Origin of the sequence: Paraburkholderia phymatum (assembly GCF_040965635.1) — a bacterium.
In the GTDB taxonomy this organism is placed as follows: domain Bacteria; phylum Pseudomonadota; class Gammaproteobacteria; order Burkholderiales; family Burkholderiaceae; genus Paraburkholderia; species Paraburkholderia phymatum_B.
Genome location: NZ_JBFRCH010000036.1, coordinates 1 through 19,418 on the forward strand (window position 1 = coordinate 1; position 19,418 = coordinate 19,418).

General features: G+C 57.6%; 18 protein-coding genes and 2 pseudogenes. 9 read left to right on the forward strand and 11 right to left on the reverse strand.

Annotated features, from left to right (window positions below; genetic code table 11):
* On the forward strand, positions 1-275 hold a 275-nt coding region (locus AB4Y32_RS33680; RefSeq protein WP_368725460.1), incomplete at its 5' end, for a response regulator transcription factor.
* A 187-nt stretch (positions 276-462) separates the two neighbouring features.
* Here the strand turns inward: AB4Y32_RS33680 and AB4Y32_RS33685 are convergent.
* Positions 463-1,827 carry an MFS transporter gene (locus AB4Y32_RS33685; RefSeq protein ID WP_368725461.1) on the reverse strand — a complete coding sequence of 455 codons (1,365 nt, stop codon included), beginning with the start codon at positions 1,825-1,827 and terminating at the stop codon, positions 463-465.
* Between the two features lie 451 nt (positions 1,828-2,278).
* Positions 2,279-2,506 (reverse strand): hypothetical protein, encoded by a 228-nt coding sequence (locus tag AB4Y32_RS33690; protein WP_368725506.1) that lies wholly within the window; start codon positions 2,504-2,506, stop codon positions 2,279-2,281.
* Here AB4Y32_RS33690 and AB4Y32_RS33695 point away from each other — a divergent pair.
* Positions 2,450-2,572: pseudogene (locus AB4Y32_RS33695) on the forward strand (IS5/IS1182 family transposase); the annotation flags it as partial. The gene AB4Y32_RS33690 and the pseudogene AB4Y32_RS33695 overlap by 57 nt on opposite strands.
* 616 nt (positions 2,573-3,188) lie before the next feature.
* Here AB4Y32_RS33695 and AB4Y32_RS33700 read toward each other — a convergent pair.
* The 5 genes and pseudogenes from AB4Y32_RS33700 to AB4Y32_RS33720 all read right to left on the reverse strand — a co-directional run bounded on the left by AB4Y32_RS33700 (position 3,189) and on the right by AB4Y32_RS33720 (position 6,932).
* Positions 3,189-3,749 carry a hemerythrin domain-containing protein gene (locus tag AB4Y32_RS33700; RefSeq protein ID WP_368725462.1) on the reverse strand — a complete coding sequence of 187 codons (561 nt, stop codon included), beginning with the start codon at positions 3,747-3,749 and terminating at the stop codon, positions 3,189-3,191.
* 236 nt (positions 3,750-3,985) lie between these two features.
* Positions 3,986-4,186: pseudogene (locus AB4Y32_RS33705) on the reverse strand (N-formylglutamate amidohydrolase); the annotation flags it as partial.
* A 9-nt stretch (positions 4,187-4,195) separates the two neighbouring features.
* Entirely contained in the window at positions 4,196-5,182 is a 987-nt protein-coding gene (locus AB4Y32_RS33710; RefSeq protein WP_368725504.1) for a LysR family transcriptional regulator, read from the reverse strand.
* A gap of 215 nt (positions 5,183-5,397) precedes the next feature.
* Complete coding sequence (locus tag AB4Y32_RS33715) at positions 5,398-6,150, reverse strand: arylmalonate decarboxylase (protein WP_368725463.1); 753 nt, start codon at positions 6,148-6,150, stop codon at positions 5,398-5,400.
* Positions 6,151-6,227: 77 nt separating this feature from the next.
* Positions 6,228-6,932 (reverse strand): GntR family transcriptional regulator, encoded by a 705-nt coding sequence (locus AB4Y32_RS33720; protein WP_368725464.1) that lies wholly within the window; start codon positions 6,930-6,932, stop codon positions 6,228-6,230.
* Between the two features lie 364 nt (positions 6,933-7,296).
* On the opposite strand from AB4Y32_RS33720, the gene AB4Y32_RS33725 reads away from it, so the two are divergent.
* From AB4Y32_RS33725 to AB4Y32_RS33755, 7 genes are read left to right on the forward strand one after another with little or no spacing between them, the layout of a single operon-like run.
* Complete coding sequence (locus AB4Y32_RS33725) at positions 7,297-8,439, forward strand: M24 family metallopeptidase (RefSeq protein WP_368725465.1); 1,143 nt, start codon at positions 7,297-7,299, stop codon at positions 8,437-8,439.
* 5 nt (positions 8,440-8,444) lie between these two features.
* Positions 8,445-8,654: a hypothetical protein gene (locus tag AB4Y32_RS33730; protein WP_368725466.1), complete on the forward strand. Its 210-nt coding sequence runs from the start codon at positions 8,445-8,447 to the stop codon at positions 8,652-8,654.
* The gene (locus AB4Y32_RS33735; protein WP_368725467.1) at positions 8,651-9,994 is read left to right on the forward strand and encodes an amidase; all 1,344 of its coding nucleotides are present in this window, start codon (positions 8,651-8,653) and stop codon (positions 9,992-9,994) included. The genes AB4Y32_RS33730 and AB4Y32_RS33735 overlap by 4 nt, the downstream gene beginning before the upstream one ends.
* A gap of 52 nt (positions 9,995-10,046) precedes the next feature.
* Positions 10,047-11,129, forward strand: coding sequence for an ABC transporter substrate-binding protein (locus AB4Y32_RS33740; RefSeq protein ID WP_368725468.1), 1,083 nt, complete (start codon positions 10,047-10,049; stop codon positions 11,127-11,129).
* A gap of 10 nt (positions 11,130-11,139) precedes the next feature.
* Positions 11,140-12,294: an ABC transporter ATP-binding protein gene (locus AB4Y32_RS33745; RefSeq protein ID WP_368725469.1), complete on the forward strand. Its 1,155-nt coding sequence runs from the start codon at positions 11,140-11,142 to the stop codon at positions 12,292-12,294.
* A gap of 2 nt (positions 12,295-12,296) precedes the next feature.
* Entirely contained in the window at positions 12,297-13,571 is a 1,275-nt protein-coding gene (locus tag AB4Y32_RS33750) for an ABC transporter permease (protein WP_368725470.1), read from the forward strand.
* Positions 13,572-13,573: 2 nt separating this feature from the next.
* Positions 13,574-14,428, forward strand: coding sequence for an ABC transporter permease (locus AB4Y32_RS33755; RefSeq protein WP_368725471.1), 855 nt, complete (start codon positions 13,574-13,576; stop codon positions 14,426-14,428).
* Between the two features lie 1,392 nt (positions 14,429-15,820).
* On the opposite strand, the gene AB4Y32_RS33760 is transcribed toward AB4Y32_RS33755, so the two are convergent.
* The 4 genes from AB4Y32_RS33760 to AB4Y32_RS33775 are packed head-to-tail and all read right to left on the reverse strand — an operon-like array spanning position 15,821 to position 19,360.
* Positions 15,821-16,750, reverse strand: a complete 930-nt coding sequence (locus AB4Y32_RS33760; RefSeq protein WP_368725472.1) for an electron transfer flavoprotein subunit alpha/FixB family protein — start codon at positions 16,748-16,750, stop codon at positions 15,821-15,823.
* A complete protein-coding gene (locus AB4Y32_RS33765; RefSeq protein WP_368725473.1) occupies positions 16,751-17,500 on the reverse strand; it encodes an electron transfer flavoprotein subunit beta/FixA family protein in 750 nt (249 codons plus the stop codon). It abuts the gene before it with no gap.
* 44 nt (positions 17,501-17,544) lie between these two features.
* Positions 17,545-18,195 carry a HutD family protein gene (locus tag AB4Y32_RS33770; RefSeq protein WP_368725474.1) on the reverse strand — a complete coding sequence of 217 codons (651 nt, stop codon included), beginning with the start codon at positions 18,193-18,195 and terminating at the stop codon, positions 17,545-17,547.
* Positions 18,173-19,360 carry an NAD(P)/FAD-dependent oxidoreductase gene (locus AB4Y32_RS33775; RefSeq protein ID WP_368725475.1) on the reverse strand — a complete coding sequence of 396 codons (1,188 nt, stop codon included), beginning with the start codon at positions 19,358-19,360 and terminating at the stop codon, positions 18,173-18,175. The genes AB4Y32_RS33770 and AB4Y32_RS33775 overlap by 23 nt, the downstream gene beginning before the upstream one ends.
* Positions 19,361-19,418 lie beyond the last annotated feature (58 nt).

Genomic DNA, 19,418 nt, shown 5'->3' on the forward strand with positions numbered 1-19,418 from the left:
ACGGTGGCCGCTTCATCGATCCGAAACTCGTCGATGCCATGGTCTTCGAAACACAGCGCGGCGACGTGCCGCCGCATGAAGTGCTGTCGGACCGCGAATTTCAGGTGCTGCAGATGCTCGCGGCGGGAAGGAGCATCAACGAAATCGCCGACGCTTGCGCGCTCAGCGCGAAAACGATCAGTACACACAAGATGCGACTGATGCAGAAACTCGGGCTTTCCAATAATGCCGAGGTGATCCGGTACGCGATCCGGCACGGATTGATCGTCGGGTAGCGGGATGCCGCGGAATGCAGGAATAAGTGGCGAGCATTCTGCAGGGGCGTCCGAATCTTTTTTCAGCGGCCCGCGACAGGATTTCACCAGGCTCGCTGGCAATACGCGTGCCACCTGCGCGAACCATTTCACCAGTGGTTATCGTGAAGTGTGCGATTCGACGGGCGGCGAAGAATTCGCTTGAAGATCAGATACGGCTGGCGCGTGTAATTTCCTCTCCTGCGCGACGCGGCAAGCGCAGCGTGACGGGAATCGACGCCAGCGAGCACAAGCTCACCAGCAGAAACGCGGGCCAGAAATCCGACCACATGATAGACGCGTGCCCGTTCGCTAGGCGGGAAATCTGCAGCATGATGCCGCCGATCGTCACGCTTAGACCGAGCGACATCCGGTGCACAGCACTGCCGAGGCTCGTTGCCCGTCCAACGTCGCGACTCGCGACTTCTGCATAGGTTAACGAGTTGAGAGCCGTTAATTGCAGCGCCGGAAAGAAGCCGCCAACCAGCACAACTACCGAGATGACCCACGTTGGTGTGCACGGGAAAAAAAATCCGTGAGCTGCGACCGACACGCTCGAGAGCGCGGCATTCACCACCAGCACCGAACGGAAGCCGTAGCGTTGCAGTACGCGTGTGGCAACCGTGCGTGTGAACACGGCACCCAAAGCGGACGCGCAAGTGATGAGGCCTGACTCAAAGGCACTCATGCCGTATCCTTCCTGCAGCATCAGAGGCAACAGGAACGGCATTGCGCCAAGGCCGATGCGGAACAGCGATCCGCCGAGGACGCTCGCGCGAAATGTCGGTATGTCGAAAAAGTGCAGATCGAGGAGGGGCAGCGGTGTGCGCCGTTCATGTGCAACGTATCCGGCGAGCAATACGACGCCCATTGCAGCCATGCAGCAAGCATCGCGGTTCGTAACGAGTTCAGAACCGATAAGGGACAAGCCAAGCAGGAGTAGAGCAGTACCCGCCCCTGTCAGAAAAAAGCCTGTCCAGTCGAGGCAGCCCGGATGAGGTTCGTCGGTGTTTGTCATGTGTTTATTCGTCAAGCAGATGCCGAGAATGCTGATAGGCACGTTGACAAGGAAAGCTAGGCGCCAATGCGAGTAGGTTGTAATAAGGCCCCCCAGTAGCGGGCCCGCGGCGGGGCCGAGCATCGCGGGAACGCTGAGATAATTCATCGCGCGTATGATATCGGCCCTCTGCACAACGCGAATAATGATGATCCGGCCCACCGGCACCATCATCGCGCCTCCGACGCCTTGCACGAAGCGTGCGAGCGCGAAGGTGATGAGGGAATTTGTCGCCACGCAGAGGAGAGAGCCGACTAGGAAGATGCCAATCGCTGAGCGAAACACCGTGCGCGCACCGAAGCGGTCTGCGAGCCAGCCACAGACAGGTATAAACGCGCCGAGCCCAACGGCGTAACTCGTCACTGCAACTCTTAACGTCACCGCATCACGCCCGAAATCGCGTGCCATCGTCGGCAGAGCCGTGACGATGACGTTCTCATCGACACATTCCATGAATATGGCGCACGCGACGATCATAGGCGTGATCAGGGCTTTCCGGCCAACACTCGAGCTAACATTTTGATTGTTCAGTTGCGTGACTCTCTCTGTTCATAGAGCAGGCCATGGAGCTTCTGCAGGTTTGGACTCAATCCCCCCTCAGGTCTGATAGCGCGGATGGTCGACGTGTGCGCGTAGCCGAAGAGTGTATGCTTGGTGTACGGAACGTTGTGCCTTGTGTCACAGAGGCTATAAGCTCCTCGCACGAATGATTTAAAAGGGAAGTCTACTGCCTCGTTGCGGACGGAGTCGGTACGCGACTTTCGCGTTTCCTTTCCTTTGTTCCTTCTCACCATGCAATAGTTGAGCCAGCACCCGTAAATAGCAGGAAGATGAAATAACCTTTACTGACACCGAGATTGGACATTATGTCCACGTTCCATTGTGAATGTTCTTCTTTAGGACGATTACAAAAAAATTGCGAGTTCTTTCACAAGTTATTTTCCAGTCTTTCGCTATGTCGAACATCCGACAATGTCGGGTTGCGAGATGTCGGTTTGCCGTCATTGTGTCGATTCTTAGGCGCTTGCGCTTGTCGTCTAATTGCTGTCAATAGATCTTGCTCGTCGATAGGGTTCAGACCAGCCGTTTGCTTGTCGTCTGGCTTCACAACTTCCGACGCTTGCGCATCCGCTTCGAACGCTTCGCTTTCATCCATGAAGCTTTCCTGAAGCTGGCCTGCTGCATCATATGCTGGCGACAGCTTCAAACATCATTTAGTTAAGTGTGCGCGCATCGTTCTTGTCGGCATCGAACTGATGCATATGGACCGCAAGGGGGGAGTTGCAACACGATGATATAGGCAGAACCGCCGCAGAGCAGTTCCCACTCGCTCGTTACGTAGGATCCTATTTTAGTCTCAGAGCTTTCTCATCTCGATTTTCTTGTTGCGAAAGAGCCAGTTGGTTTTCAGGCTGCCGGGGCCTGCGTGTCAATGGAGGCAATCGTCTTTGCCTGATTCCTACTGAGTTGGGTGCCGGTGCATTTGACTTATGCACGACTACACCCGAGCAAATTGGGGGTTACTGGTCCGTGCCCGGCTCATTGGGTTCGCGACCCAAGTCTGCTTTGCAACGTTCCCAGTTCGCCGCACGTAACAATATCGTGTGTGGCAAATGATGTCGGGCGACGAGGTCTCGTCTCGACTCTCGATCTTCGGCAGGCGAATCATTCGTCAAGCGTCCACGACGGCCTTCATGTCAGAATGGATGGACTCCTGCCGATCATCGATCGGCCATCACGTATGCGTGACCGTTCCACGATGGCAGAATGTGCGAAAGGAGAGCCATTAACCGGTTGCCTGCAGTACGAGTTGCGCAAGGAGCGATCGGCGGCTGGGCTCATGTGCATTGCATCCGCGCATCTACTGCGATCTGTTTGCGAAGCGCCTCGAAACGCTCAAGCACCTTTTCTCCAAAACGCGGATCGGGGCTAGCAGAAACGACGGCATCGACCGCTGCCCAGTCCTGTTCCGTCAACACCTGCGCGGCGCGAGGCATCAAATCTCGCTCCTCAGTAGAAATGTGGTGACGATAGTACACAAGGTACGTGGCCGTGGCCGCCTCCAGAGCCGTGCGGGAGACGATGACATCTCCCGCGGCTTCATTGATGCGATTCAGGAGTTCATCGCCGGCCGCGGCAATCACGCGATGCTCCTGCAGGACTCGATTCACGACGACTTGAATCCCGGGATCGCGTTTGGCAAGCCGAGCGTACGCGACATCCTCGCGCGGATGATGAATACGATCGGAAAAATTCCGCATGTAGTAAAGGATGTCGTTCATAAGCCCGTAATTCGGACTCTCGCCCCGATGGAGCGCAGCCACCTGTTCTTCGAGAAGATCGAGCAGCCGGGCAAAACTAACGTGCTCGGTGTGCCATACAGAAAGTGAGTCCGGCATGACATGCTCCATGGTAGTACAGACTGTCTGAACCAAACGGTGAATGCAGCCCTTGTCGGCGTGATCGATAGTGCCGCAGCGCGACCGGTACAATCGAAATGTTACCAGGTGCACCGCCAAGAAGGACTGACACGGATCAATACACTGTGGTATTGGTAGGCAGAGATCGGTCGCGGCACGGACGGCATGGAACAGCGTCAAGCAGCACGCCGGCCGTGCTGCTTGACGCTATCCAGTGAAACGCGCGCGCCGATGGCCGTCGCACCTAAATCGAGTGCAAAGGCATAAAGACGATCCCGATGCCAATCGGTAGCGGCGACTGTCAACGCCGCATCCGTGTACTGGTTTCGAAGGGCGTCGGGGATGTAAGTGCCGAGATGCGGAATAGAGATGAGAAGCGGGGCGTTTCCGCGCGTTAATGTGTAGAAGTCGTTCACGAAACCTTTCTAGTTCGTCGGTTTCGGGAGCAATGCGTCTGCCGGTAGCTGGGGCAAACTGCGGGTGAGCGCGGGGCAGATAAGCTGATCCAACACCCGACCGGTGAGCGAAGAGATATTCTCCACGAACTCAACCCACTCCCCCTGCCTGTGCAGGATGAAAAAATCGCGTCTACTGAGCCGTCCTGTCGGGAGTGGAAAAACAGCGATCTCGTTGAGATAATGTCGTGCCTGCCATAGACAAAGCGGCGTTGAGATCGCAAATCCAAGGTTTGCGCTGACCAGACTAAGCATCGGATCGGTGGCATCGAATTCGTATCGACGCGGGCCATTGATGCCCAGATGTCGTGCCAAGCGTTCGATCTGCTGTCCAATCACCGATCGGGCCGTATACCGTATCAACGGTAGCTCAGCGGCTAATTGCCTCCAATGTGAGTCTTTGGGCGCGCGTCCATCAAGCCAGCGGCGAGACATTACAGCTAGAAAAGCCTCCGAGAGAAGAGGTAGCTCGACAATGCGGTTGTCGTTGACCACCGTCTGCGTGCACACCACGACATCGACCTCACCATCGTGCACTTGTCTGGAATGTGCAGGCGTGAGCCCCGACCACATTTCGATCTGGCGAGTTGACCCGGACATCGCGCGGATGATTTCCGGCCCGACGGTAGCTGCGAATGAATCGACGCATCCGAGGCGCACAGGCGGGGTGCCAGCTAACGAAGCATCCTTGATCCGGCCGCTGACCGTATGCGCACGTTGGAGCAGTGGACTGGCAAGTTCGAGCAAGGCGCGCCCAGCCAGATTTGGACGCGGTGGACGGCTGTCCCGGTCGACCAGATCTGCACCCTGCTCGCGCTCGAGAGCAGCGATGGATTGACTTACCGCGCTTTGGCTGACTTGGAGGCGCTTCGCGGCTGCCGTCATTGAGCCGGTCTCACACACCGCAACGAACGCTTCCAAAGCGCGAACATCGATAGGTGACCGAGAGCGTTTCATTGTTGCTCCCAACATGAAGGCTTTTGATGAGACGTACCATCCTGAAACGCCGCACATGCCGGCCGCTATGAGCACGACGCTCGTTTGAGCCCGAAGCCGCTCATATCGCCATCAACCAAAGCCTTCGTGCTAAAACCGCTGCCGAAGTGTGCTCAGTGATTGACTTGAGACCCGAACGGGTTTTCGTGCCTCAGTGCCGCGTTTCGGCAATGTGCTCAGTACGAGGAAAGAAGCCGACCATACCCGTTCATACGGTCCGGCAACCCTGCAAGCCTCATGACGTCCCAAGCGACTGCCTGATTGCTGGTAATGACTGGCTTTCCGGTCCGCTGTTCAATCTCCTCGATGACTTCGATCGATCTGAGTGCTCCGCAGCTGATGAAGATCGCGTCGGCGTCTGGCCGATCCAGAAAGAGAGCCATTTGCACGATGCTGTCGGGCGTGACTCGCACCATATCGCTGTCTTTCTCTAGCTGAAGACCATGGATAGCCAATACTTCAAAGCCCTCGTTTTCCAGATAGGACTTTTCCATGATATTGATCTCGTCGAGATAGGGCGTACCGATAACGATCCGTTTGGCACCGATGGCACGAAGTCCGCGAATCACCGCTGTGATCATGCTTGTGGTCTTCGCATTCGGAGCGCCTCGGGTCAATTCCGCGAAAACTTTCTTCTCACCAACAACAAGGCTGCCGGAGGTGCAACCGTAGCAGATGACATCGAGGCTGCCGTCAGGAAGGATTCGAGCCGCCGCATCAGCAAGGCTGGACGCGATGTTGTCGAGGGACTCCCTCGTTATGCTATCCGGATTGGGGACCCTTGTGAAATGGATTCCTATCCCCTTCGGAAGCAAGGTGAACATGTCGTCTTCAATCGTCTGCTCGGTAGCAAGCAGTACAAATCCGGCCTTTGCACGGTCATGGCGACCACCATCAAGCTTGGCTTTAAATCCAGTCTTGTCGGTCATGACGCGGACTCCTCGTTACGGAAAATTGCAAGCGTTTTGACATAGTCCACCTACGGGTAAGCTAGGGATGTGAGCGACTAGCCGGTTATGAATCGTGCGATGCGAGCCAAGCCGAAGGAGATGTAGTTGCGCTGCACCAGGCCCAAGGCGCGCATATCTGCCGCTCGGAGCGCCCGGCAGCACTCTTCCAGTTCACGTTTCAAATACTCGACTTCTTCTTCCCAAAGATCGCTAACGAAGTTGTACCAGACACGTGATGCCTGAAAATAGCACCGATCATGCGTCTGTCGCAGTTCCCTGTTTCTGATCAGTTCATTGATCGCGAAATGTAGCTCGTGAAGGATTGCCCAGAACTCGTCAAAGTCGCGAGAGGCGTTCGATAGCGCGGCAGCGCGCGGAACCAGTCGCTCGATGCGCTCAAGTGCCTGCGGGGCATCGGTGGGTGAACAAAAGTCACCCAGCATCTCGCTCAGCCTCAACCGGAAATTGTAGGTGTCACGGTACTCCCGAAAATCAACACCGCTCACGATCGTGCCGACGCCGTTTTTTGTTTCAACCAGACCTTCGTACTCGAGCCGCTGCAGGACCTGACGAATAGGCGTACGGCTAACTTCGAATTCTTCGGCAAGCACGGTCTCTCCCAGCAATGTGCCAGGCGGATAGTGGAGGCTGCAGATGCGATCGCGCAACGTCAGATAGATGTCCGGCATCTGGCCGCGAACTGCCGGCGCTTTCGAGGTGGGCCGCAAAGCTTGCCCCTTTAATTTGACCACGCGTGCCATTGAAAAATCCTTCACAAGTGTGAATGAGATAGTCGGCGCCGCCGAGTTATGACTGCGCTGGTGCTGCAATCTGCCCGATAATAACCAGGATCGGTAGCTGTCCGCAACCTGTACACAGGTTAGCACAGTTTACGGAAGGGTGGGCGATGAGACCAGCCGGTCGTTGCGGGATGTGCAGAGAGTTAGGAGAATATCGTTTGGTTGTAAGTAACTGAATAAGCGCAATAAATATCGTTATTATCCGATTTTTCCGGTTCGCGATACCTTGGTTAACCTAAGCGAACATACCACTTGACATGGCAAATTGGTGCTCCTAGAGTCGAGCTGTGTACTTGCTGCATACAGCTTAACAACAGGAGGACATGTGAACGAATATGCATGCCGGGCGGGCAAACTGCGTGACGCGCTGCGTCGCGCCGATATCGATGTGGCGTTGATTAGCGACCCAGACTCAGTGGCCTACTTCGGGGGCTTCTGGAACTATCTGGGCGTTGAATTTGGCCGCCCTACGCTGATGGTGATTTCTCAGGATCGTGAGCCGGTCCTGATCACGCCGTTGATGGAATCCGAGATGTGCGGTCTGATGACCTGGGTCAAAGATATCCGTCCTTGGGCCGATGGTATTGATGATGAATGGCGCAAGCCGCTGCGAGAGGTGCTGCAGGCTTCGAAGGCAAAGCGCGTGGGAATTGAGCGCGCGAAAATGCCTCCGCTTGTTTCGGGTGTACTTCCCGTTGAGGCAGACAGCCTGACCGATGTGGGTCAGATCATCCTTGATCTGAGGACGATCAAGTCTGAAAACGAAATTGCGGTCATGCGGCAAGCCGGGCAGGTGGCTGTTGCGATGGTCGAGGCGGCAAAGGAAGTCATCCGGGAGGGCGTACCGGAGTACGAGATTGCGCTGGCAGTCATTGCTGGAGGTACACGAAAAGCTGCTTCGTTTCTTGATGGACACGAGGATAGATTCGTTTCGCCGACGATCTACAACCTTCAAATCCTCCAGTCCGGGCGCGATGTCTGTCTTGTGCACCGTCGATCCTCGGTTCGCGCACTGAAGCGCGGCGACCCGGTCTATCTGTGCTTCTGTGGCATCGCAAACTTCAAGAACTACAAGCTCGGCTTCGACCGCGAGTTCTTCGTCGGGTCTGTGACTGACGAGCAAGCTCGGGTCTATGAGGCCGCCGTTGCGGCACAGCAAGCCGCACTCGCGCAGATCAAGCCAGGTGTGCGCTGTGAAGATGTCAACGCTGCCGCTGAAGAGGTCTATCGCGACGCGGGATTTGCCCCGGGATATCGGACCGGACGCTCGATCGGCTACTCGTTCCTTGAGACTCCGGAGCTCAAGCGCGGCGAGCAGCGGACTCTGGAAGCGGGTATGACCTTCGCGGTCGACGGTGGCATCACGATCGAAGGAGAGTTTGGCGGGCGAGTAGGAGATTCGATCGTCGTGACGCCAGATGGATTTGAATATCTGACCGATTATCCGCGCAAACTGACAGTGGTGTAAGCGCCATGGACGATCGGGTTACCCTCAAAACACTGATCGCGGTAAATCGCGAGTTCTTTGGCAGTCGTTGGAGCGAGAAAGATCTCGAAGAGCTGGTCAACCCGCGTTTTGGTGTCGTCTCGGACCTATCCAGCCTGGCAGAGCGGCTGTCAGTAATCCGGGCGAAGGATCTTGCCGACCAGCCCCCGTTCTGGATCACGGAGCGTCAGCCATGAAGCCAGCGAAGGGCAACACCCTGAGGAGCTTTTCAAAGGCGCTTTCGCGTGGAGATGTCACAGCCTTTGAGGTTGTTGATCACAGCCTGGCGCTCGCGGAAGCGACCAATGCGTTGCTCAGGAGCTTGATTACGGTGACCGGTGATCGCGGTTGCGCTCAGGCAAGGTCGGCCGATGAGCGCCGCCAACTTGGTAAACGGCGGGGGATACTCGACGGTATCCCGTACGTGGCGAAAGACGTCTTCAAAACGGAAGGGATCCGGACCACGGCGGGAAGCAAGGTATTGGCTGAGCACTATCCGCAAGAAGATGCCGTCGTTGTGCGGAAGCTGGCAGAAGCGGGCGCAGCCCTCGTTGGTAAAGCGAACATGCACGAGTTCGCATATGGTGCTACCGGGGAGAATCAGTTCACCGGCACGACAGTGAACCCGTGGGACCAACGGCGTTTGGCAGGGGGCTCCAGTGGCGGCTCTGCTGCTGCGGTTGCAGCCGGGATCGTTCCCTTTGCGTTGGGCACTGATACAGGGGGGTCAGTGCGTGTACCGGCAGCGCTGTGCGGAGTAACCGGCTTCAAACCGACGTTCGGACTGTTGGACTCCACTGGCGTCATTCCGTTCTGCTGGACGCTTGACCATGTGGGCATTATCGCAGGGAATGCGGATGACGTTTCCGTCGTGATCGACTCGCTGACTGACCTGGATGTCTTCGGTGCTAACGGCTCGCTGGAATCCCTTCGTATAGGGATTCCGAGGGGATGGACCTCTGTTCTGGAACCCGGCGTTCGAGCCGGATATGAACTGGCAGTTGCTGCTCTAAAGTCCTCCGGCGCTACTTTCCATGAGATTGAGCTGCCGGAACAAGCTGAATCTCGGACCGTATCTCTCACGATTCAACTGGCCGAAGCTTTGGCGTATCACACGCCATTGATAGCGTCGTCAGGTGAGAAGTATGGGCACGATATCCGCAGCGGCTTCGTCCTTGGTCAACAGTTATCCGCTGAAAGCTATGTGCAATGCCAACGGCTGCTGAGCGTGTACCGGGCGTCGTTCATTCGGCACTTTGAGACGATTGATGCGATCCTGACTCCCACATGCCCGATTGTCGCGCCCGAAACAGGCAGTAGTCGAATACCAGTCGGCGATCAACTTCTCCCGATCGGTAACGCGCTGACGCTTTTTACGTCCTTCTTCAATCTGGTCGGTGCACCGGCTGTAGCACTACCTGCCGGCACCGATGACAAAGGATTGCCAGTCAGTGTGCAGCTCATCGGCGCACCAGGCAAGGACGTAGCGATTCTTGAACTTGCACGACATCTTGAACAGGAACTGGCGCCAACATAGACGTGCCTGCTCCATAGCGAATTCAACTTCAACGCAATGTAAAGGGGCTAGTATGCAAATCCTCAAAACATCGAAGCACGCTCGGACCTGTCTTTTCGTGTTGCTGAGCGCGATTCTCCCTGTCACGTCTGCCAGTGCTCAACAACTGGTCGTCGCCTCGTTTGGTGGGGCATATACCGCAAGCCAGTCGAAGGCCTTCTTTGAGCCGTACGCCGTAAAAACCGGGACCAAAGTCCTTCCCGCTGACTACAACGGCGGGCTGGCAGAGCTTCGTTCGCAGGTGCAGGCGGGCTCCGGTGCGTGGGACGTGATCGATCTTGAATTTCAGGATGCAGCTCGCGCATGCGACGAAGGATTGATTGAACCGATAAAGCCGGGTTCGCTTCCAAACGGTCAGGATGGCAAGTCCGCGTCTTCCGACTTCGTGCAGGGTTCCCTGATGGACTGCGGCGTCGGAACGATCCTCTGGTCGAACGTGATTGCGTATGACAAGCGAAAGTTTAGCGGGGCGCAGCCTGCAACAATTGCCGACTTCTTTGATTTGAAGAGGTTCCCGGGCAAGCGCGGGCTAAGCAACAAACCGAACGGAAACCTGGAATGGGCGCTCCTGGCTGATGACGTACCGCGAGACAAGGTTTATGCAACCCTGCGTACGCCGGCCGGCCTCGAGCGCGCGTTCAAGAAACTCGACACTATCAAGGCCAACGCGATCTTCTGGGGGGCGCAGGCACAGTCCGTCCAGCTTCTCGCCGATGGAGAGGTCGTGATGACAGAAGGCGGCAATGGCAGATTCACAGACGCCATCACCAAGGACAAGAAGCCTTTCGGTATTCTCTGGCAAGGCCAGATCATCAACGGTGATGTATTCGCTGTATCGAAAGCCAGTAAAAATAAAGAGGCCGCGCTCGACTTTATCCGCTTCGCAACTTCGGCGCCTCAACTTGCTGCTCAGACCAAATACATCAGCTATGCCCCCGCGCGTCGTTCCGCATTGCCATTGGTGGACGCATCTCTGCGAGAGAATCTGCCGACATCGCCTGCGAATCTGAAGGTCGGCCTCGCCAGTGACACGGCGTTCTGGAACGACGAGCAGGACGAAATTAATCGCCGTTGGGCTGCATGGATGGCCCACTAAGAGGAACGTTATGAACATGCTAAACGTCTTCCACCAGCGAGAACAAGGCAATGCTGAACGAGCCGATAGTAACCACGTTGTTTTCTCGCAGGTAGAGAAGAGCTACGACGGCAATACGCACGTCGTCAAATCACTCTCGCTCTCAGTCAAACGTGGCGAGTTCGTCACGTTACTGGGTCCGTCAGGCTCGGGCAAAACGACGACGCTGATGATGCTTGCGGGCTTCGAGGCACCCACTGCGGGGACGATTAGCATTGGTGGCGTGAATCTGACAAACACGCCACCACATAAGCGGGGCATCGGTATGGTGTTCCAGAACTATGCCCTGTTTCCTCATATGTCGATTGCGGACAACGTGGCGTTCCCGTTGGCCGCAAGGAAGATGCGAAGGAGCGAGATCGCCGAGCGCGTGGCACGGGCGTTAGAGATGGTCAAAATGCAGGACTTTGCGTTCCGTCGACCCGCTCAGCTTTCAGGAGGACAGCAACAACGTATTGCGCTGGCTCGAGCTCTTGTGTTTGAGCCAACTCTTGTCTTGATGGATGAACCCCTCGGTGCGCTGGACAAGCAGCTTCGCGAGCACATGCAGACTGAAATCAAGCACCTGCACAAGTTGCTGGGCGTTACGGTCGTATATGTGACCCACGATCAGGACGAAGCTTTGGCGATGTCCGATCGGGTTGCCATTTTCAACAATGGAGTGATCGAACAGATTGGGCCGCCGACTGAGATTTATGAATCACCGAACACGGAGTTTGTGTCGCGGTTCGTTGGAGACAACAATCTTCTGGAAGGCGTTGTGGACGACTGTTATGTGTCAGAAAGCGGGGGCTATCGCGCAAAGATTACGCACGGAGCTTGTCGATTTGAAGCGGTGGCCACCAAGCCACTTGCGTCGGGTACGCATATCACCCTGGTGTTAAGGCCGGAACGGGTGTCGCTTGCTGGACAGGACGGATCTTTTGAGAATCAGGTGAGTTCCCAGATTGTAGAGTCTACGTATTTCGGCGATCACGTTCGCCTGACATGCCGGATCCCCAGCGGCAACGAAATCATAGTGAAACTGGCGAATACGTCGAGTCTTGGTTCCCTTCAGGCCGGGCAGACAGTGCCTATCGGCTGGCGCTCCGCTGACAGCCGTGCGCTACTGGCAGTAGGAGGATAGCGATGAATCCGATGACTATGGTCGAGACGCACAACACGGACGCTTCATTTCAGGAACAGTGGAGCACCGCATTGAAAACGCGCGTTCAAAAAGCACGGCGGCGCGAGACGCGCAGATCGTTGTTGCTGGTTGCGCCCGTGATTCTGTTCCTGATGCTGACCTTCCTCGTGCCAATCGCCAAGATGTTTCAGGTCAGCATCTACGATCCAACATTGTGCGATCTTCTGCCGAATACAGCCCGTACGCTCGAGAGTGCTTCGAACGCGCAAACGGGGAACCAGGTCTGGCAGAGCCTGGCTCGCGATCTCGTTTCGGCCCGAGATCAGGGCAAGCTCGGAATTATCGCGAGCCGGCTGAACGCCGAGCGCCCAGGGCTGCGATCCGTCGTCGAGCGTACCGCCCGGCGCGCTGCGGCTACTGACGATGCACCTACCGCCCAGTGGTTCGCTAGTGTCGATCCGACTTGGGGTGAGCCTGAAATAATTCCCATGTTGACGCGTGCCACGCGCACCTTCACATTCGACAACTATCTATCGGCGTTAGACTTCCGCCGCGATGAAAGCGGAAGTATCGCCTCCCAACCGCAGGATGAGCGGATTTACCGATCGTTGTATTTTAAGACCTTTGGGGTAGCTATCGCCGTCACGGTGCTTTGCGGTGTAATGGGCTATCCGATCGCTTACCTGATGGCGACGAGCTCAAAGGCAACTGCGAACAGATTGATGATCCTTGTGCTGGTTCCATTCTGGACATCCATGCTGGTTCGGGTTACCGCATGGATGGTCCTGCTGCAATCCCAAGGCGTCGTGAACGATCTTCTCGTGCTCGCTGGCGTGGTAAACGAGAATAATCGCGTAATGCTGATCTACAATCTCACCGGCACCTTGATTGCAATGACGCACATCCTGTTGCCGTTCTTCATACTCCCGCTTTACAGCGTGATGGTCGCCGTTCCTCCCAGTTATATGCGGGCCGCGCAATCACTTGGTGCCGGACGGTTTAGTGCCTTCTGGAAGGTCTATTTCCCTATCACGCTCCCGGGCGTCGGGGCAGGCGCGCTACTGGTGCTGATTTTGGCCCTTGGTTACTACATCACACCGGCTCTTGTTGGTGGGCAGTCGGGACAGATGATCTCCAATATGATCGCCTTCAATATTCAGACCTCGCTGAACTGGGGTCTCGCGGCTGCACTGAGCATCGTGCTACTGGTTGTGGTGCTCGCCCTTTATTTCGTCTACAACCGTCTGGTTGGTGCTGAAAATCTGAGGATGGGGTAAGCATGAACATTCATACCCAGCCGTTCCGCTCCCCCATCGAGAAAGGATGGAATGTTCTTTTTGTACTGATCTGCACAACGATCTTCCTCTTTCTGGTTGCGCCAATTCTCGTAATCATTCCGTTATCGCTCAACGCCGAGCCCTATTTCACGTTTACACGGGCAATGCTGCATTTACACGCTGATGCGTGGTCTCTTCGTTGGTATGACTCGTTTTTCAGCAACCCTCGCTGGTTGCTTTCGGTAAGGAACAGCCTCCTTGTAGGCGTCGCGACTACCGTTCTGGCGGCATCGATTGGGACCGCGGCAGCGCTGGGTTTAAGGCAGCGCCTTCTGCCTGGCAGATCGCTCATGATGAGCTTCATTCTTGCACCGATGGTGGTGCCGACAATTGTTACAGGCGCCGGAACCTATTTCGTGTTCGCAAAAGTTGGCCTGGTCGATAATCTCTGGGGGCTGATTGCAGCGCATACTGCGCTTGGAATTCCATTCGTCGTAGTCACCGTGCTTGCTTCTGTCAGCGGCCTGGATCGATCATTCGAAAGAGCGGGCGCGATCATGGGGGCGCCACCGTGGATGGTTTTTCACAAGGTCACGCTACCACTCATCATGCCGGGCGTAACGGCGGGCGCCGTCCTGGCCTTCATCACGTCTTTCGACGAGGTTGTTTTCGCGCTGTTTCTCTTGCCAAGTCCGCAGTACTTCACATTGCCCAGGCAGATGTGGTCCGGCCTTCGCGAGCAAATCAGTCCCGCGATTCTGGCCGCGGCGACGCTCTGGATATTGCTCTCATTGGTCATGATGTGGCTGGTCGGCGCACTTCGCAAAAGAGCGGCGCTTGTGCGGCGATCGTCGTAGGGGTGCCCCGTGTCCCGTCTCGGTCGGGTAATCGTCGAATCGAATGCGGTAATTCACCGCTGCTCGTCTTGACTCCCTGCCGGCAGGCAGATCCCGCAAGATCTCATCCAGCCGCGACGTGGGGAGGCTATGCAAATTGCAGAGCGGCTGGCGAAACCGTCCGGGGAGTGGCAGAACCCTCAACGCGTCCTTGATTGGCGGAGCGTATTAGCCATGCGTAATCGATCTGAATGTTGACGAGGACCATTCCGATCTAACGCCGCATTTCAATCGGCTGAGGGTCTGCCAGTCTCACCCAGTCGATGGCGAAGCGCGCTAGGATGGCGACGTCGGATACGAACGGACGGTGCACGCGAGGGGGCGACCTTTTCACGACGCCGTCACTGAGGAGTTTTGCCGTCTGCAGTCCATGTACAGCCGCATGCTCGTATTTGTCACTCATCCGAGACAATGGTCATTATCCTGACAAGCGAGCTCACCTCGCAGATTTCACATTTTCGACGCACTTAGGCCGATCCGCCGACATCCGCCTGGTCGACGCACCGACGGGCGAGGCGGGTACTCGTGGATACTGAATCCTGGCAACGCCGGTGGCGTCGCCGCGCAGGCACACTGCAATCCGGGAAAGGGAGTGCACTTTATCGAGGTTGAGATCGGCACGCAATGGCGAACAGGCTGTACGTTCGACTCCAGTCTGCGACCAGCAGTAGTCAACCGAGGACGGCCCGGAGGGTTTGGCTTCGATTCTCGCAAACGTGCTCAACACCCTTGGCTTCAGGCTAATAGAGATTGATCGCGGAGACGTCGCTAAACGATTGTCCATCGAGGTAGCGCGAGTTCGCGGTGCGAAGACTCGCGACTTGCGCTGATTGCGGGGGGCGATGCGTGTTGTGATTGTGGCGGTGGGATTTCATGCGGAGATCGTTGCGCGTGAGTATCCTCAAACATGGGTAACTCTTTTTTCTGCTGCTTCGCGTGGTGACTTCAGTCGAGCACTTGTAGCGCCACTAACGGCTCAGTTGCATGCAGTGGCTCAAGTTAGGCAGCGTGGTCTCGGTCGGGGGCGCACGCCATCTGGTCGCGAGGGGGCATTTCCGTCACTGAGCGTGTCTGTCGCGTTGGGTTATCCGGTCATACGTCGTACTGCGTCGGAACAGGCGTACCAGATGCCCTGAAGCGCGTTATGGAGGGCGTGCGGCTGGTCGTTGCCGCACGCGACGACGATCGCATTGCACTTTACGGTTCATGTGAATGCGGTGCGCCGAGCTGGCGCGACGCGGGAACAGCGGTCCTGAAAGGCCACGCTTCGGGAACCATAGATAATGTGTTTTTCGGGGAACCGGGGCGCCTCCTGAGCTTGCGCCGGGAGGGTTGTTCTGCAAACACTCTCCGTCAAATCCGGCTCGTTAGTTCTGGCAAGACGGTAAAAAGGTCATCCACAAGGCCGTAGTCGGCAACGCTAAAAATCGGCGCTTCCGCATCTTTATTGATGGCGACGATCACCTTTGAGTCCTTCATCCCGGCGAGATGCTGGATCGCGCCGGAAATGCCGACCGCGATGTAAAGTTGCGGTGCGACAATCTTGCCGGTCTGCCCGACCTGCCAGTCGTTTGGCGCGAAGCCTGAATCCACCGCGGCGCGCGATGCACCTACTGCCGCGTCGAGCTTCTGTGCCAGCGGATCGAGTAGCGCGAAGTTGTCCGCGCTGCCCATGCCGCGCCCGCCTGACACGACGATGGGTGCCGACGTCAGTTCCGGCCGCTCGCTCTTCGCGACCTCGCGACGAACGAAGCGTGCGCGGCGCGTGCCTTCGCCGGCGTCGTGCGCTTCGATCGGCGCGCCACCACCATCCGAGGGCGCCGCATCGAAGGCGGTCGTGCGAATCGTGGCAACCTTGATCGGGTCGTCGCATTGCACCGTGGCGATTGCGTTGCCCGCGTAGATCGGGCGATCGAAGGTATCGGCCGAATGAATTGCGGTGACATCGGAAATTTGCGAGGCGTCGAACTTCGCGGCGACACGCGGTGCGACGTTCTTGCCGGAGGCGGTCGCACAGAACAGCACGTGCGTGTACGACGGCACGAGCATCAGCACCTGCGTGGTGACGTTCTCGGCGAGACCGTCTGCGAGGTGGGGCGCGTCAATCAGGATCACCTTATCGACGCCTTGTATCGCGGCGGCCGCTTTCGCGACGGCGCCTACATCGTGCCCGACGACGAGCACGTGCACACAGTCATTCAACTGGCGCGCGGCGTTCACCGTGTGCAGCGTGGGGGCCTTGAGCACAGAGGCTTCATGGTCGGCAATGACGAGAGTGGTCATTCAGATTACCTTCGCTTCGTTTCTGAGTTTGTCAATCAGCGTGGCGACGTCAGGGACGCGCACGCCGGCCTTGCGCGCTGCCGGCTCGACGACTTTCAGCGTCTTCAGGCGCGGCGCCGGATCGACCCCGAGTTCGGCCGGTGTGAGGATATGTAGCGGCCTTTTCTTCGCCTTCATGATGCTGGGCAGCGTCACGTAACGCGGTTCATTCAGGCGCAGATCGGTTGTCACGATAGCCGGCAGGTCGAGCTCAATCACTTCGAAGCCGCCGTCCACTTCACGCGTGACGGTTGCCGTTTTGCCCTGAATCTCAATGGCGCTCGCAAACGTGGCCTGCGGCCAGTCGAGCAGCGCGGCGAGCAATTGGCCTGTCTGTCCGGCGTCGTCGTCGATGGCCTGCTTGCCAAGAATGACCAGTTGCGGCTGCTCGCGTTCGACTGCCGCCTTCAGCAGCTTCGCGACCGCAAGCGGTTGCAGCTCAACGTCTGTCTGAATGTGCAGCGCGCGGTCCGCGCCGATGGCGAGCGCCGTGCGCAGCGTTTCCGCGCTCTGCGCCGGGCCGCACGTTACTGCGATGACGTCGCTAGCGTGGCCGGCTTCCTTCAGGAGCGTCGCCGCTTCGATGGCGATTTCGTCGAACGGATTCATCGACATCTTCACGTTGCCGATATCGACGCCCGTCTGGTCCGCCTTCACGCGAACCTTCACGTTGTAATCGACAACACGTTTCACTGCTGCCATGACCTTCATGCATGCTTTCCTTTGCTGGGGAGAGAGTCGGCGTGCGCGGCGTGCTAGCCGCGTGACACGGGTTCGATGATGACAAGCGCACCGTATGGCGCGGGGGCATGTGTTGGTGCTTCGTTTGAGACTTTGCCGGTGTCTTCGTCGCGCGATGGCGCAATATCGAGCGCAGGGCCGTCGGCGAGTCGCGTCGCGACGTGCGCAGCGTCGAGCACAATGGCGTCTCCGCTGTCTGTCGCACTAACGATGCAACTGCCGCACAGCGTTACAATAAGCACGAAGCAGCCGGCCTGTACATACGCCGCTTCGTACAGCGGCGTGATGTGCGCGCGGTAGCGCCCGCGCGCGGCCATCGCGTTGAGCTTGATGACAGGGCCGTCGCGCAACGTGGCCTGCCAGGTGGTGCCACCGTCGTATTCGGATGGGCGACCGGGTTGCAGTTCGACGCGCGTCGTGCCTTCGTCTAGCGTGACGCCTGCACCTTGGATCACGAGCGACACGCGCGTCATGCCGGCGAACCGCGAGTATGGACCGTCGCGTTCGACGTCCGCGAGGCTGATGCGCCAGCCGCCGTCGACGTCTTCCGCGAGCATCCGCATGGTGCCGCCGCCGTTGCGCCAAGGTTGCAATGCGAACGACGTGAGCGGCCGGATCGCAAGGCCGACGGCTGCCTTCGCGTCAGGAGACGGCGCCGAGCCCATACTTGCCGGTCAGGAGCTTGCCGGTTGCGAAGCGTTCGATCGAATACGGTTTGAGCGATACATCCGTCTGCAAACCGAGCGCGCATTGCGCGAGGATCTTGCCGACCGTCGGCGAGAGCTTGAAGCCGTGGCCCGAGAAGCCGTAGCCGACCACCAGACCTTCGATGCCCGGCAACGGGCCGAGCACCGGATTCCAGTCCGGCGTCACGTCGTACACGCCCGTCCACGACGACGCAATGCCCGCGGTCTCGTAGGTGGGGAACCGCTCCGCGACCTGCGCGCCGACGTCGACGATGTAGTCCATCGGAATGTCACCCTGTTCGGTGTCGGCAGTGTTCAGTTTTTCTCCGATCACGCCTTCGCTGACCAGCATCTGGTTGCCGCCGTAGCTGCGGTAATAGAGCATGCCTTCCGACGCGAGATCCTTAAACACGGGCATCGTGAATGTGTAGGGCGCTTCCGCACATTCGAGCGCAAGTACCGCGTGACGCTCGGGAGCGATTGGCAACGTCTTGCCGGTCCAGCCAGCCAGTTCCGGCGTCCAGATGTTTTGCGTGCTGATGACGATGCCGGCCGCGAAATCTCCGGCGCTGGTCGATACGCCGACCACCTTTCCATTCTCGATGAGCAACTTGTTGACGGCGACGTTTTCGCGGATCGTTACGCCGCCGCGACGTGCGGCGCGCGCAAAACCGGTCGCCGTGAGATAGGCGTCGGCGAAACCGGCTTCTGGCTCGTAGCCGATGAGCGCAGCGTCGTCGAAGGTCGCGATCGGCATCAGATTTTGTGCTTGGCGCGCGTCGAGCAGTTCGAGAGGAATGCCCTGCTGCTTCTGTTGATCGAGCGATGCGCGCAGTGGTTCGAGCTTGTCATCGTCGGCTGCGACGATCATGTAGCCGCATCTGACGAGGCCGCACGACGCTTCGTCATCTCCGAGATAGTTGGCGAAGTCATTGAACACCGACCAGGACTTGCGCGCCAGTTCGACGTTTTCCTTTACCGAATAGTGCGTACGCAGGATCCCGGACGACTGAGCCGTTGTGCCGGCGCCTACCGTCGCCCGATCAAGCACCAGCACACGCTTTGCACCGAGCTTTGACAGGTGAAAGGCAACAGACGTCCCGATCACACCCGCGCCTATCACAACCACATCGTACTTGTTCACGGACGCACGCCCCTTATGAGATTGATGTGCCCAGTCTGCGCTTCACCGCGGAGGCCTA

Excerpts from the sequence above, each read along its gene's own strand:
- AB4Y32_RS33685 (WP_368725461.1), bottom strand. The coding sequence starts at position 1,827 with ATGATCGTCGCGTGCGCCATATTCATGGAATGTGTCGATGAGAACGTC.
- AB4Y32_RS33690 (WP_368725506.1), bottom strand. The coding sequence starts at position 2,506 with ATGGATGAAAGCGAAGCGTTCGAAGCGGATGCGCAAGCGTCGGAAGTT.
- AB4Y32_RS33700 (WP_368725462.1), bottom strand. The coding sequence starts at position 3,749 with ATGCCGGACTCACTTTCTGTATGGCACACCGAGCACGTTAGTTTTGCC.
- AB4Y32_RS33710 (WP_368725504.1), bottom strand. The coding sequence starts at position 5,182 with ATGAAACGCTCTCGGTCACCTATCGATGTTCGCGCTTTGGAAGCGTTC.
- AB4Y32_RS33715 (WP_368725463.1), bottom strand. The coding sequence starts at position 6,150 with ATGACCGACAAGACTGGATTTAAAGCCAAGCTTGATGGTGGTCGCCAT.
- AB4Y32_RS33720 (WP_368725464.1), bottom strand. The coding sequence starts at position 6,932 with ATGGCACGCGTGGTCAAATTAAAGGGGCAAGCTTTGCGGCCCACCTCG.
- AB4Y32_RS33730 (WP_368725466.1), top strand. The coding sequence starts at position 8,445 with ATGGACGATCGGGTTACCCTCAAAACACTGATCGCGGTAAATCGCGAG.
- AB4Y32_RS33735 (WP_368725467.1), top strand. The coding sequence starts at position 8,651 with ATGAAGCCAGCGAAGGGCAACACCCTGAGGAGCTTTTCAAAGGCGCTT.
- AB4Y32_RS33740 (WP_368725468.1), top strand. The coding sequence starts at position 10,047 with ATGCAAATCCTCAAAACATCGAAGCACGCTCGGACCTGTCTTTTCGTG.
- AB4Y32_RS33745 (WP_368725469.1), top strand. The coding sequence starts at position 11,140 with ATGAACATGCTAAACGTCTTCCACCAGCGAGAACAAGGCAATGCTGAA.
- AB4Y32_RS33750 (WP_368725470.1), top strand. The coding sequence starts at position 12,297 with ATGAATCCGATGACTATGGTCGAGACGCACAACACGGACGCTTCATTT.
- AB4Y32_RS33755 (WP_368725471.1), top strand. The coding sequence starts at position 13,574 with ATGAACATTCATACCCAGCCGTTCCGCTCCCCCATCGAGAAAGGATGG.
- AB4Y32_RS33760 (WP_368725472.1), bottom strand. The coding sequence starts at position 16,750 with ATGACCACTCTCGTCATTGCCGACCATGAAGCCTCTGTGCTCAAGGCC.
- AB4Y32_RS33765 (WP_368725473.1), bottom strand. The coding sequence starts at position 17,500 with ATGAAGGTCATGGCAGCAGTGAAACGTGTTGTCGATTACAACGTGAAG.
- AB4Y32_RS33770 (WP_368725474.1), bottom strand. The coding sequence starts at position 18,195 with ATGGGCTCGGCGCCGTCTCCTGACGCGAAGGCAGCCGTCGGCCTTGCG.